Genomic DNA, 11,968 nt, shown 5'->3' with positions numbered 1-11,968 from the left:
ACATCGCTCCCCGGAACGGGTGCGGTCAGGGCTGCAGCAGGATCTTGCCCTCGCGTCCGGCGCGGAGGTTGCCCTCGGACGCCTCCGCGATCCCCTCGAACGGCAGGACCGCGGAGACGGGCAGCGTGAGCACGCCCTCGCGGATCCGCTGCAGCAGCTCGCCGAACAGGGCTCCGCGCTGCTCGGCGGGCATGGCCGCGGCGACCTTGGAGCCCCAGAATCCGCGCACGGTCAGCTGCTTGAAGATCACATCGCCCGAGGAGATCCGCATGGTCGGAGAGGCCATCGCGCCGAAGACGACCAGCAGCCCGCCCTCACCGAGCATCGCCGCGACCTGGCCGCTGGCGTCGCCGCCGACCGAGTCGATGCCGGCACGGATCGGGGATCCCCCGGTGAGAGCGCGCACCTGATCCTGCCAGTCCTCGGCATCCGTCGCGACCACGTTGCGCACGCCCTGCGCCTCGAGCTCGGCGATCCCCTCGGCACGCCGGACGAGACTGACCACGTGCACACCGCGCGCGGCGCCGAGCTGGGCGACCATGCGCCCGACGGCGCCGTTCGCGGCGTTCTGGATCATCCAGTCTCCGGCCGCGAGCCCCAGCGAGTCCAGCACGCTGATCGCGCTGAACGGCATGGATCCGAGCTGCGCGGCCTGCTCGTCCGGGATGTCGTCGGGCACGGGGATGAGCCCCGCCGCGGGGGCGAGCACGAACTCGGCCCAGGCCCCGAACGCACCGCCGACGGTGAACCGGCGCCCGACGAGACCCGCGTCGACGCCCTCTCCGACCGCGTCGACGACGCCGACGGCCTCGGTGCCGGAGCGCGCCGGCAGCTCGGGCTTGTATCCGTAGAGGCCGCGCACGGTCAGCAGGTCGTGGTTGTGCACGGTGGCCAGCAGCACGCGCAGCCGCACCTGCCCCGGTCCGGGCTCGGGCGTCGGCACATCCTGGACGGTCAGGACTTCGGCGGGATCCCCGAAGGAGGAGTGGACGAGTGCGCGCATGACGATGACCTCTCTACGACGTCTGCTGAACGCGGCAGGTGGCCGCGCCCCCCAGCGTAAGCACGCGCGCCCGGTGTCGGATCCGAATCCGGAGGATCCCTACGGTTAGGGATTCAGCTCAGGGCGATCGGATGCACGAGAGCCACAGCCGTGACCGCGATGCCCTCGCCGCGTCCGGGGAAGCCGAGCCCGTCGGTCGTCGTCGCGGAGACGGCGACGGGTGCTCCGCCGAGCGCCGCCGACAGGCTCCGCTCGGCCTCGGTGCGACGGGCGCTGAACCGGGGGCGATTGCCCTGGAACTGCACGGAGACGTTGCCGATCGCGAATCCGGCCTCCGCGAGGATCTCGGCGGTGCGGGCGAGGAAGACCTCCCCGTGCGCGCCCGCGTACTCGGGGTGCGCGGTGCCGAAGTGCAGCCCGATGTCGCCGAGCCCCGCGGCGCCCAGCAGCGCGTCCACGATCGCGTGCGCGACGGCGTCGCCGTCCGAGTGGCCCTCGAGGGCGGGCTCTCCCGGCCAGTCCAGGCCGCCCAGACGCAGCGTGCCGCCCGCGGCGAAGGCGTGCACGTCCGTGCCGATGCCGACGCGAGGGACGACCGGCCCCTCGGCCGCGTGCTGGGACGAGGACGAGAGGATCATGCGGGCGCGCTCCAGGTCGTGCGGGATGGTGATCTTGAAGGCCTCCTCGGATCCGAGGACGTGACGCACCGCTCCCCCGGCCGCGGCGAAGAGCGCCGCGTCGTCGGTGTACTCCACGCCCTGCTCCGCGGCCTGCGCGTAGGCGGCGAGGAGCTCGGCGCGCGGGAAGCCCTGCGGGGTCTGCGCGGCGGCGAGCTCGGCGCGGTCGACCGGAGCGATGACGTCCTCGCCGTTCACGCGCTTGAGCGTGTCGACGACGGGCAGCGCCGGGATGACACCGACCCCGGGGCCGACGGCGGTGGCCACCGCCGCGAACTGCGCCGGCGGGGTCAGCGCCCGCGCCGCGTCGTGCACGAGCACCGTGTCGACGCCCTCGGCGAGCGCCGCGAGTCCGGCCGCCACGGAGCGCTGCCGGGTGTCGCCGCCGGCGACGACCCGGACGGGACGATCCGCCGCCAGGTCCGTCGCCTCGGCCTCGAGCCCGGCGGGGACGACGAGGATCACCTGGGCCGGCGTGGCCGCGAAGACGCCGTCGAGCGCGTGCTCCAGGATCGTGCGGCCGTCGAGCGGCACGAACGCCTTGGGCGCCCCCGCGGCGAGCCGGGTGCCGGAGCCGGCGGCCACGACGATGACGGCGGTGCGCACGAGCGGCGCGGGGAGGTCGGTCACGCTCTCACGTTAGCGCGCGCCGACTCGCGACGTTCTGCAGGGAGCCGCCGCCATTCTGCAGGATCCACCCTCCTCGCCGGGCGCATCACATCGCGGAACGGTGCCGGACGCACCGCGCGCCGACCCTCTTCGCCCTGCACAACGGCCGAGCCTCCCTGCAGAACGGCGCAAACTCTTGCCTGAACCAGTACTTGATCTGATACAGTACTTGACATGAACGATGACGCCTTCTCCGCGGACCTCCTGCGCGGGCACACCGACACGATCGTGCTCGGGATGCTCCGCGGCGGCGACCGCTACGGCTTCGAGATCTACAAGACCATCCGGGACGCCACCGGAGGAGACCACGAGATCAAGGAGGCCACCCTCTACGCGACCTACCGCCGTCTGGAGAAGGACGGACTGGTCGAGTCCTACTGGGGCGACGAGACGCAGGGCGGACGCCGCAAGTACTACCGGATCACCGACGCCGGCCGCGCGGTGTACCGGCGCAACGTCGCGGCCTGGGTCGCCACCCGCCGCGTGATCGACACGCTTCTGGACGCGAAGGACTGAGCACATGAACACCGACATCCACCGCCTGCTGGACGACGCCTTCGCCGGGGTCGAGATGACACCGGCCGCACAGGACCTGAAGGAGGAGATCCGCGCGAACATCGCGGCGCAGGTCGACGAGCTGGTCGCCGCGGGCGCTTCCCCCGCCGAAGCCGCGCAGCGGGCGATCGTCGAGCTCGGCGATGTCCGCACCCTCCTCGACGACGAGCCGGCCGAAGCCGTGCGCTCCCTCGGCTGGGAGGCGCTCACCGCCCGGAACAGGGTGCGACCGAAGCCCGGATTCGTGGTGCGGACCGTGCTGCTGAGCCTCCTCGCCACCGCCGCCCTCGTCGGGATCCTCCTCGTCGTCCTGCTCGTGCACCCGGCCGCCCCGCTCGCCGTCGCCGGTCTCGGTGCGGTCGTCGCGATCGCGCTCGGCATCGTCACGGCGGACGCACTGCTGCAGGAGACCACGACGAACCACCCGCTGCCGGCCGCCCGCGCCATCGGCTTCGGCCTTGCCACGGGCGGGACCCTGCTCGCGCTCGGCCTCGGAGGAGGCTTCGCACTCGCCCTGGACCAGCTCTGGCTCGTGATCCTCGCGGCCGTGCTCCTGGCCGGATCCCTCGCGCTGTTCTCCTACCTCGGCGCGACGCAGACCAATCGCCACAAGGCCTGGACCCGCGGCGCGATCACGCAGATGCCTCCGAACCGCTTCGAGACGGATCCGGAGTCCGCCGCCCGCTTCGGCATCTATACGGCGGTGATCTGGTTCCTCACCCTGGCGGCGATCGTCGTGCTGGTCTTCACGGTCGGCTGGTGGTGGGCGCCCGTGGCGTTCGTCGGCGGCCTCGCCGCCATGATGCTCCTCCTCGCACGCATGCTCTTCGCACCGCGCAGCGGCGACCGCCGCTGACCGACCGGCGGATCCGGCACCCCTCGGCAGACCGGATCCGCCCTCCATCTCCACGCAGAAAAGCCCTCAGAACGGAAGGGATGTTCGTCATGCCCGCACACCAGCGCAACGACGGCGATGCCATCATCGCCGAAGACCTCGTCAAGGAGTACCGCGGCCGCGGCCGCCGCCCCGCTGTCCGCGCCCTGGACGGCCTGAGCTTCGCCGTCCCGGCCGGTCGTGTCTTCGGGCTGCTCGGCCCGAACGGCGCCGGCAAGTCCACCACCACCAAGATCCTCACCACGCTGTCCCGCCCCACCGCGGGCCGCGCCCGCGTGGCCGGCCACGACGTGAACGACGCCCCCGCCGACGTGCGCGCAGCGATCGGCTACGTCTCCCAGGGCACCGGAACGGATCCGAACCTCACCGCAACCGAGAACCTCGAGATCGCCGCACGCATGCGGGGCCTCGGCGGCTCCGATGCCCGAGCGCGCGCCGCACGGCTCCTGACCGAGTTCGGCCTCGACGACGCGACGCGGCGGCCGGTGCGCACCTTCTCCGGCGGGATGCGACGGCGCCTCGACGTGGCCGCCGCGCTCGTGCATCGCCCGCAGGTGCTCTTCCTCGACGAGCCCACCACCGGCCTCGACCCCGAGGCTCGCGCGGCCATGTGGGCCGAGATCCGGCGGCTGGCCGGCGAGGAGGCCCTCACCGTCGTGCTCACCACGCATTACATGGAGGAGGCCGACCGGCTCGCCGACGAGCTGCTGCTGGTGAACCGCGGGCGGGCCGTCGCCCAGGGCACGCCGGAGGAGCTCAAGGCGGCGCTGCACGGCGACGCCGTCCGTGTGACCCTCGTGGAGCCGGATCCGGTCGCCGTGCGCGCGGCGGTCTCGTCCGTGCCCGGACTGCGCGACGTGCTCGTCGAGGCGGCCGGCGTCGACGGCCTGCTCGTCGCCCGCACCGACGACGCCGCCTCCGCGGTCGGCGCGGTCATCGCCGCCCTCGACGGCGCCGGAATCCGCTACGGCCAGGTCGCCGCCTCCCACCCCACCCTCGACGACGTGTACCTGCACTTCGTCGGCCACACCTTCGGCGACGCACCCGCGGCCGCCCTCACGGAAGAAGTCGCCGCATGAGCGCGATCGCCCTCTCCCCCGCCCTCGGCACCGCCCCGGCGCGCCCCGGCTGGTTCACGCAGACCGGGCAGGTGCTGCGGCGCTGGTCGATCGTCTCGATCCGTCAGGCCTGGGGACCCGTCATGAGCCTCATCCAGCCGGTGATCTGGATCCTGCTGTTCGGGCAGGTCTTCCGCACTCTGGGCGCCCTCCCCGCGTTCGGCGGGCACGGCTACATCGACTACCTCGTCCCCGGGATCCTGATGATGACGGTGCTGTACTCCGGCGCCTGGGCCGGCACCGGCTACATCGACGACATCGACTCCGGCGTGATGGACCAGTACCTCACGTCGCCGCTGCGGCGCTCGTCGATCATCGCGGGGCAGCTCCTGCAGCAGCTGGCGATCAACGTGCTGCAGTCGCTCGTCGTGCTCGGCATCGGCTGGCTGGGCGGCGCGCGCTACCCCGGCGGCGTCGGCGGCGTGCTCGTCGCGCTGGGCGTCGCGACGCTGCTCGCAACGATCTTCTGCTGCGCGTCCACGGCGGTCGCGCTCGTGTCGCGCAGTCAGATCGCGCTGATCAGCCTCTCGCAGCTGATCGTGCTGCCGGCGACGTTCCTGTCCACCACGATGATGCCCGCCGCGGCGATGCCCGAGTGGGTGCAGAACGTCTCGCGCGGCAACCCGATGACCTGGGCCGTCGAACTCGGCCGGGGCGGCCTCACCGGCTCGTACCCCGCGGAAGGGTGGTGGCAGGCCGGCGGCCTCGTCCTGCTGGCCGTGCTCGCGTTCGGTTGGGCGTTGAGCGCGATCCGCAGCTACCAGCGGTCGATCTGAGCCCCTCGGACCGCACCGCGGACACGAAGAAGGGGTGGATGCCGCGGCATCCACCCCTTCTCACGCAGAGCTCAGGAGGCGAGGACCTCGTCGAGGAGCGTCCCGGCCTTCTCCTCGTCGATCTTCTCCGCGAGCGCGAGCTCGGAGGTGAGGATCTGACGGGCCTTGGCCAGCATGCGCTTCTCGCCGGCGGAGAGACCGCGATCCTGGTCGCGGCGCCACAGGTCGCGGACGACCTCGCTGACCTTGATCACATCGCCCGAGGCGAGCTTCTCGAGGTTCGCCTTATACCGGCGCGACCAGTTGGTCGGCTCCTCGGTGAACGGGGCGCGGAGCACCTCGAACACCCGATCCAGTCCCTCCTGGCCGATCACGTCGCGAACGCCGACCAGGTCGACGTTCTCGGCAGGCACCTCGATGATGAGGTCTCCCTGCGTGACGTTCAGCTTCAGGTACTTCTTGGTCTCCCCCTTGATCACACGGTCCTTGACCTCGATGATCGTCGCGGCGCCGTGGTGCGGATAGACCACGGTCTCACCAACCTCAAAAAGCATAAAGTCGTGTCCTTTCGGCAACCTCCAGGATACCACAGCCAGAATGCGCTAAGGTTCGCGCCCCCGGCCGCTCCCCTCCCGCCATCGCGCGCGTGGGCCGAGCCGTGCGCCTGCGGCGCGTGCCCCTAGAATGGTGCTGGATCATCACGTGAATTTTCTGGAGGACCCGTGAAATCGCGCCTTGCTGCGTCCATCGCCCTCAGCGCCCTGATCATCGTCGGCGCCACCGGGTGCGCGGGGATCACTCCGCAGGCGACCACGATCGACTACTCGGCCTCCGACGGCGCGAACGTGCCCAAGAGCGGTCCGATCGAGGTCCGCAACGCCTTCTTCGTCGCCGACGAGTCCGGCACCACGGGCAACCTCGTGGCCGGTCTGGTGAACACCACGTCCGACTCCGCCACGATCCACATCACCGTCGGCGACGGCCCCGCCCAGAGCGTGCGCGTCGCCGGCCAGAAGTCGGTGAGCCTCGGCGGCGACGACGCCCAGCCGCTGACGTTCGAGGGCCTGGACACCAAGGCGGGCGAGACGGTCGACGTCTACTTCCAGTCCGGCGACGCCGAGGGCATCAAGTACGCGATCCCGGTGCTCGACGGCACCCTGCCCTACTACTCCACGCTGGTGCCGACCGCCCCGCCCAGCCCGACGCCGACCACGACCCCGGTCGCCCCGGCGGTCGAGCCGACCCCGACGGCCAGCGAGACCCCCGTCGGCTGACTCGGCGCAGACCACGCGGAAGGCCCCCGGATCCCTCGGATCCGGGGGCCTTCCGCTTCTGCGCGGCGCGCTCAGCCCTCGAAGCGGTAGCCCAGACCGCGCACGGTGACGAGCATCACCGGCTCGGACGGGTTCTCCTCGATGCGGGAGCGGATCCGCTTGATGTGCACGTCGAGGGTCTTCGTGTCGCCGAAGTAGTCGCTGCCCCAGACCCGGTCGATCAGCTGGCCGCGCGTGAGCACGCGGCCCGAGTTGCGCATCAGCACCTCGAGCAGCTCGAACTCCTTGAGCGGCATGTTGATGACCTCCCCGTCCACGGCGACCGTGTGCCGGTCGATGTCGACGGTGACCCTGCCGCCCTCGAGGATGCGCTCGTCGACGTCGTCCTCGGCCTGGACGACGCGGCGCAGCACGGCCCGCATCCGGGCGAGCAGCTCGCGCGACGAGTACGGCTTCGTGATGTAGTCGTCCGCGCCCAGCTCGAGCCCCACCACGATGTCGACCTCGGAGTCCTTCGCGGTGAGCATGATGATCGGGACGGCCGAGGAGGTGCGGATCTGGCGGCACACCTCGGTGCCCGGCATCCCCGGGAGCATGAGGTCGAGCAGGACGATGTCCGCGCCGCTCTCGCGGAACAGGGTGAGAGCGGTCGGGCCGTCCTCGGCGATCTCGACCTCGTAGCCCTCCCGGCGCAGCAGGTACGCGAGCGGGTCGGCGAGATCGGGCTCGTCTTCGACGAGGAGGATGCGGGTCATACGAGTTCTCCGGAATCGGTGCGGGGCTGGTCCGTGCTGATCACGGGCGGCGCGGCCAAACGGGAGGCCTTGCGGGCCTTCCGCTTCTTCTTGTTCTTGCTCTTGTCCTTGGCCGGCTTCTTGCGCGCGCCCGGATCGTCCTCGATCTCGGGCGCCGCGATCTGCGGCAGGCGCATGGTGAACGTGGAGCCGCGACCAGGGCGCGACCACAGCCGCACCTCCCCGCCGTGGCGCTGAGTGGCGTGCTTGACGATCGACAGCCCGAGGCCGGTGCCTCCGGTGCGGCGGGACCGGGCCTCGTCGGCGCGGTAGAACCGCTCGAAGATGCGGTCGCGGTCCGCCTCCTCGATGCCGATGCCCTGGTCGGACACCGAGATCTCGACCACGCCGTCGTCGACGCGCACGCCGACGCCCACGCGGGATCCGCGCGGCGAGTAGACGATCGCGTTGGCGATGAGGTTCCCGACCGCTTCGATGAGGATCTGCGCGTCGCCCTGCACCCACGCTCCGCGGTCGCCGCCGCGCGTCAGCTCCACACCCGCGGAGGAGGCCTGCACCGCATGGCTCTCCACGCTCGCCGCGATGACCTCGTCGATCGCGACCGGGCCGAAGCGGCCGAGGCCGTCGGAGGACTGCAGCCGGGACAGGCTCATGATCCGTCCGGTGAGCTGTCCCAGACGCGCTGCCTCTGCCTGGATACGCGAGGCGAAGGCGCGCACCTGGGCGGGATCGTCGGCGGCGGACTCGATCGCCTCCGCCAGCAGGCTCACGGCGCCCACGGGCGTCTTCAGCTCATGGCTGGTGTTGGCGACGAAGTCGGTGCGCATCTGCTCGAGGCGCTCCTGCTCGGTGATGTCGCGGATGATGAGGAGGCTCAGGCGCGGTCCGATGCGGCTCGCGCGTGCGGCGACCAGCCGCGGATCCAGGCTCCGCCCGCCGCGGGCAAGACGCAGGGTCGCCGTCTCACTGCCGCCCTCGCGCACCGCGCGCACGAGCTGGCGCAGCTCGGGGTTCTCCAGCGTGGCGCCGATTCCGATGCCGAAGCGTCCGGCGGCGGTGCTCGCAGCGGTCACGAGCCCGGACGGATCCACCGCGCAGGCGGCGTCGTCCATCGCGGCCAGCACGTCGGTCAGACCGTCCGGAAGCTCACTGGACGCCTGCTGCTCGGCGGCCGTGCGCGCCCGCATCGCGGCGACGATCATCGCGGCGATGCCCGCGCCGATCGCGACCCCCAGCCCGAGGGCGAGCAGGGCGAGCAGGGTGCTGTCCATGCCTCCAGCGTAGAGGTCGTTCACCCCCGGAATCGGCGGGTTCCCGGCCGTCCCACCCCCTGGCGCGCTACTGTTCACGAGCACGGCACCAACCGTTAACCTTCGCCGAACAGAATCGGCTCGTGCGCGTCACGACCCGTGGCGGGCACCGCCCCGTGCCCGCGCCGCGGGCCGCCGTGCGACCCGCACCGTGCCGGAGCCAGGGTCACCGAACGAAAGGTGCGCAGCCATGCGCGAAGTCTTCCACCAGTCTCTCGAGGACCTGCAGGCGCAGCTCGTCGAGATCGCCGACCTCGTGGCCGTGTCGATCGAGAAGGCCACCCGCTCGTTCGCCACCAGCGACGTGGCGCTGGCCGAGGAGGTCATCGCCGACGACGCCCGCATCGACGAGCTCGCGGTCGCGCTCGACGAGCAGGCCATCGAGATCCTCGCCCGCCAGCAGCCCGTCGCCCGCGACCTGCGGATCGTCGTCACCGCGCTGCGCGTCAGCGCGTCGCTCGAGCGCATGGGCGACATGTCCGAGCACATCGCCCAGCTCGCGCGCCTGCGCTTCCCGGAGCGGGCGATCCCCAAGGGCCTCAAGGGCACGTTCACCCGCATGGGAGAGCTCGACGTCGAGATCGCCCGCACCCTGAGCGAGCTGCTGCGCACCCAGGATCTGCGTCTCGCGGACACGATCCGCAATGCCGACGACGACGTGGACGAGCTGCACGCGAGCGTCTTCGAGAAGGTGCTCAGCGACAACTGGAAGGGCGAGGCCGGCGCGACCGTCGACGCGACCCTGGCCAGCCGCTACCACGAGCGCTTCGCCGACCACGCGGTCGCCGTCGCGAAGAAGGTCGTCTACCTCGCGACCGGCGACTGGGCCGTCGACGAGGAGGACATCGCCCTCGCCGTCGAGGCGCAGGCCGAGGCGGAGGCCGGATCCGGGCTCGCCTGATCCCCCGCGCCGCCGTCAGATCGTCGAAGATCCGCCCCGCCGTTCCGGCCCGGGCGGATCTTCTCCTCTCGAGACGCATCCCCGACCTCCGTCGGGAGGCGGACCGACGACGGATCCCGCCCCGGGCCGGTTCGGAGAACCGGGCGGGACGGGATCCGTCGTCGGTCCGGGTGCTACTTCTTGCCCTGGTTCGCCACGGCGGCGGCGCCGGCGGCGGCGGCCTCGGGGTCGAGGTAGCGGCCGGGCCCGGTCGGCACGTTGTTGTCGTCGAGCTCGTAGACGAGCGGGATGCCCGTCGGGATGTTCAGCTCGGCGATGTCGTCGTCGCTGATGCCCTCGAGGTGCTTCACGAGACCGCGCAGCGAGTTGCCGTGCGCGGTGACGAGCACCGTCTTGCCCGCTTCGAGGTCGGGGACGATCGCGGACTCCCAGTACGGCAGCAGACGGTCGATCACGAGCTTGAGCGACTCGGTGCGCGGCACCTCGCCGTCGATGCCCGCGTAGCGCGGGTCGTTCACCTGGCTGAACTCGCTCGCGTCGTCGAGCGGGGGCGGCGGAACGTCGAAGGACCGGCGCCACAGCTGGAACTGCTCGGGACCGAACTCCTCGAGCGTCTGCGCCTTGTCCTTGCCCTGCAGGGCTCCGTAGTGGCGCTCGTTGAGGCGCCAGGAGCGGGTCACCGGGATCCACAACCGGTCGGCGGCGTCGAGCGCGATGTTCGCCGTCTGGATCGCGCGGCTGAGCAGCGAGGTGTGCAGGACGTCGGGCAGGATGCCCGACTCGGCGAGCAGCTCGCCGCCGCGGCGGGCCTCGCCCTTGCCCTGCTCGGTCAGCCGGACGTCCACCCAGCCGGTGAACAGGTTCAGTTCGTTCCATTCGCTCTGCCCGTGACGGAGCAGGATGAGGGTGCGCGTCATGCTCACAGCCTACGGCGTGCGGGCGCGGCTCCCGCGTCGCGGGTCCCTGCGTGACAGCGACGCCTTAGGCGACGCATAGCAGGCGCACAGGTCTGGTCCCGACGCGGTCGAGAGGATCCTTCTGTCACCGCACGAGAGGATCCGGACATGAGCACCTTCCCCGACCCGACCCGCACTCCGCAGGGCCCCGCCTACGAGGGCCGACTGCTCGACCGCCCCGAGGAGGAGGTCGTCGATCAGGGGGCGCCGTTCGACCTCCGCACCCTGTTCTCGCGCCGGACGGTGCTGAGCCTGGTCGGCCTCGGCGCCGGCGGCGCCGTGCTGGCCGCGTGCACGCCGAGCACGTCCACCGCCGCGTCCACGGCCAGCTCGACGCCGGCGCCCACCGTCACCAGCACCACCCCTGCCGCCACGGCGGCGGCCACGACCGTCGCGGTCCCTGCCGCGGAGATCCCGGACGAGACGGCCGGCCCCTACCCGGGCGACGGCTCGAACGGCCCGGATGCGCTGACCGAGTCCGGGATCGTCCGGCAGGACATCCGCTCGTCGATCGGCAGCGGCACCACCGCCGCCGGCGTGCCGCTGACGTTCTCGCTGAACATCCTCGACATGGCGTCCGGCGACGCGCCCTTCGCCGGCGTCGCCGTCTACGCCTGGCACTGCAACGCCGCCGGCGGCTACTCGATGTACTCGTCGGGCATCGAGAACGAGACCTACCTGCGCGGCGTGCAGGTGGCGGACGCCGACGGCAGGGTGTCGTTCACCTCGATCTTCCCGGGGTGCTATTCCGGCCGCTGGCCCCACATCCACTTCGAGGTGTACCCGAGCGCCGCCGACGTCACCGACTCCGCGAACGCGATCGCGACGTCGCAGATCGCGCTGCCGCAGTCCGCCTGCGACGCCGTGTACACGACCAGCGGCTACGACGGCTCGGCGCAGAACCTCGCCCAGACGTCCCTGACCTCGGACAACGTCTTCGGCGACGACGGCGGGGCGTTGCAGCTGGCGGCGGTGACGGGCGACACCTCGAAGGGCTACTCCGCGACGCTCACCGTGCGCGTGGACACGAGGACCGCACCCACCGGCGGATCGATGGGCGGCGGGCCGCGCTGACCGAC

The 11,968-nt window shown here is 71.7% G+C and carries 13 protein-coding genes; 7 read left to right on the top strand and 6 right to left on the bottom strand.

Features of this window, described 5'->3' with window-relative positions:
* Nucleotides 1-25: 25 nt before the first annotated feature.
* Together J8G10_RS14250 and ispD are read right to left on the bottom strand one after the other, a co-directional pair.
* Entirely contained in the window at nt 26-1,003 is a 978-nt protein-coding gene (locus tag J8G10_RS14250) for a zinc-binding dehydrogenase (protein ID WP_251446186.1), read from the bottom strand.
* A 113-nt stretch (nt 1,004-1,116) separates the two neighbouring features.
* The gene (gene ispD, locus J8G10_RS14245) at nt 1,117-2,310 is read right to left on the bottom strand and encodes a 2-C-methyl-D-erythritol 4-phosphate cytidylyltransferase (RefSeq protein ID WP_251446183.1); all 1,194 of its coding nucleotides are present in this window, start codon (nt 2,308-2,310) and stop codon (nt 1,117-1,119) included.
* A gap of 213 nt (nt 2,311-2,523) precedes the next feature.
* Between ispD and J8G10_RS14240 the strand changes: the two genes are divergently transcribed.
* The 4 genes from J8G10_RS14240 to J8G10_RS14225 all read left to right on the top strand — a co-directional run bounded on the left by J8G10_RS14240 (nt 2,524) and on the right by J8G10_RS14225 (nt 5,693).
* Entirely contained in the window at nt 2,524-2,865 is a 342-nt protein-coding gene (locus J8G10_RS14240) for a PadR family transcriptional regulator (protein ID WP_045273464.1), read from the top strand.
* A gap of 4 nt (nt 2,866-2,869) precedes the next feature.
* Nucleotides 2,870-3,760: a permease prefix domain 1-containing protein gene (locus J8G10_RS14235; RefSeq protein WP_251446180.1), complete on the top strand. Its 891-nt coding sequence runs from the start codon at nt 2,870-2,872 to the stop codon at nt 3,758-3,760.
* A gap of 89 nt (nt 3,761-3,849) precedes the next feature.
* Nucleotides 3,850-4,878, top strand: a complete 1,029-nt coding sequence (locus J8G10_RS14230; RefSeq protein ID WP_251446177.1) for an ABC transporter ATP-binding protein — start codon at nt 3,850-3,852, stop codon at nt 4,876-4,878.
* Entirely contained in the window at nt 4,875-5,693 is an 819-nt protein-coding gene (locus J8G10_RS14225) for an ABC transporter permease (protein ID WP_251446174.1), read from the top strand. Before J8G10_RS14230 ends, J8G10_RS14225 begins: the two co-directional genes overlap by 4 nt.
* Before the next feature lie 71 nt (nt 5,694-5,764).
* On the opposite strand, the gene J8G10_RS14220 is transcribed toward J8G10_RS14225, so the two are convergent.
* Nucleotides 5,765-6,247, bottom strand: coding sequence for a CarD family transcriptional regulator (locus J8G10_RS14220; protein WP_251446171.1), 483 nt, complete (start codon nt 6,245-6,247; stop codon nt 5,765-5,767).
* A 168-nt stretch (nt 6,248-6,415) separates the two neighbouring features.
* Here J8G10_RS14220 and J8G10_RS14215 point away from each other — a divergent pair, with 168 nt between their 5' ends.
* A complete protein-coding gene (locus J8G10_RS14215; RefSeq protein ID WP_251446168.1) occupies nt 6,416-6,967 on the top strand; it encodes a DNA modification methylase in 552 nt (183 codons plus the stop codon).
* A 71-nt stretch (nt 6,968-7,038) separates the two neighbouring features.
* Here the strand turns inward: J8G10_RS14215 and J8G10_RS14210 are convergent, their stop codons facing one another.
* Together J8G10_RS14210 and J8G10_RS14205 are read right to left on the bottom strand one after the other, a co-directional pair.
* Nucleotides 7,039-7,722 carry a response regulator transcription factor gene (locus tag J8G10_RS14210; protein WP_251446166.1) on the bottom strand — a complete coding sequence of 228 codons (684 nt, stop codon included), beginning with the start codon at nt 7,720-7,722 and terminating at the stop codon, nt 7,039-7,041.
* Nucleotides 7,719-8,993 (bottom strand): cell wall metabolism sensor histidine kinase WalK, encoded by a 1,275-nt coding sequence (locus tag J8G10_RS14205; RefSeq protein ID WP_251446163.1) that lies wholly within the window; start codon nt 8,991-8,993, stop codon nt 7,719-7,721. Before J8G10_RS14205 ends, J8G10_RS14210 begins: the two co-directional genes overlap by 4 nt.
* 229 nt (nt 8,994-9,222) lie before the next feature.
* Between J8G10_RS14205 and phoU the strand changes: the two genes are divergently transcribed.
* A complete protein-coding gene (gene phoU / locus J8G10_RS14200; protein WP_251446160.1) occupies nt 9,223-9,933 on the top strand; it encodes a phosphate signaling complex protein PhoU in 711 nt (236 codons plus the stop codon).
* A 173-nt stretch (nt 9,934-10,106) separates the two neighbouring features.
* On the opposite strand, the gene J8G10_RS14195 is transcribed toward phoU, so the two are convergent.
* Nucleotides 10,107-10,850 (bottom strand): phosphoglyceromutase, encoded by a 744-nt coding sequence (locus J8G10_RS14195; RefSeq protein ID WP_285814333.1) that lies wholly within the window; start codon nt 10,848-10,850, stop codon nt 10,107-10,109.
* A gap of 147 nt (nt 10,851-10,997) precedes the next feature.
* Here J8G10_RS14195 and J8G10_RS14190 point away from each other — a divergent pair, with 147 nt between their 5' ends.
* A complete protein-coding gene (locus tag J8G10_RS14190) occupies nt 10,998-11,963 on the top strand; it encodes an intradiol ring-cleavage dioxygenase (protein ID WP_251446154.1) in 966 nt (321 codons plus the stop codon).
* Nucleotides 11,964-11,968: the final 5 nt, after the last annotated feature.

This window comes from Microbacterium sp. USTB-Y, from assembly GCF_023703415.1.
Classification (GTDB): Bacteria; Actinomycetota; Actinomycetes; order Actinomycetales; family Microbacteriaceae; genus Microbacterium.
This window is presented reverse-complemented; position numbering and strand designations above follow the sequence as displayed.

Excerpts from the sequence above, each read along its gene's own strand:
- phoU (WP_251446160.1), top strand. The coding sequence starts at position 9,223 with ATGCGCGAAGTCTTCCACCAGTCTCTCGAGGACCTGCAGGCGCAGCTC.
- J8G10_RS14205 (WP_251446163.1), bottom strand. The coding sequence starts at position 8,993 with ATGGACAGCACCCTGCTCGCCCTGCTCGCCCTCGGGCTGGGGGTCGCG.
- J8G10_RS14220 (WP_251446171.1), bottom strand. The coding sequence starts at position 6,247 with ATGCTTTTTGAGGTTGGTGAGACCGTGGTCTATCCGCACCACGGCGCC.
- J8G10_RS14250 (WP_251446186.1), bottom strand. The coding sequence starts at position 1,003 with ATGCGCGCACTCGTCCACTCCTCCTTCGGGGATCCCGCCGAAGTCCTG.
- J8G10_RS14210 (WP_251446166.1), bottom strand. The coding sequence starts at position 7,722 with ATGACCCGCATCCTCCTCGTCGAAGACGAGCCCGATCTCGCCGACCCG.
- J8G10_RS14190 (WP_251446154.1), top strand. The coding sequence starts at position 10,998 with ATGAGCACCTTCCCCGACCCGACCCGCACTCCGCAGGGCCCCGCCTAC.
- J8G10_RS14240 (WP_045273464.1), top strand. The coding sequence starts at position 2,524 with ATGAACGATGACGCCTTCTCCGCGGACCTCCTGCGCGGGCACACCGAC.
- J8G10_RS14195 (WP_285814333.1), bottom strand. The coding sequence starts at position 10,850 with ATGACGCGCACCCTCATCCTGCTCCGTCACGGGCAGAGCGAATGGAAC.
- J8G10_RS14235 (WP_251446180.1), top strand. The coding sequence starts at position 2,870 with ATGAACACCGACATCCACCGCCTGCTGGACGACGCCTTCGCCGGGGTC.
- J8G10_RS14225 (WP_251446174.1), top strand. The coding sequence starts at position 4,875 with ATGAGCGCGATCGCCCTCTCCCCCGCCCTCGGCACCGCCCCGGCGCGC.
- J8G10_RS14230 (WP_251446177.1), top strand. The coding sequence starts at position 3,850 with ATGCCCGCACACCAGCGCAACGACGGCGATGCCATCATCGCCGAAGAC.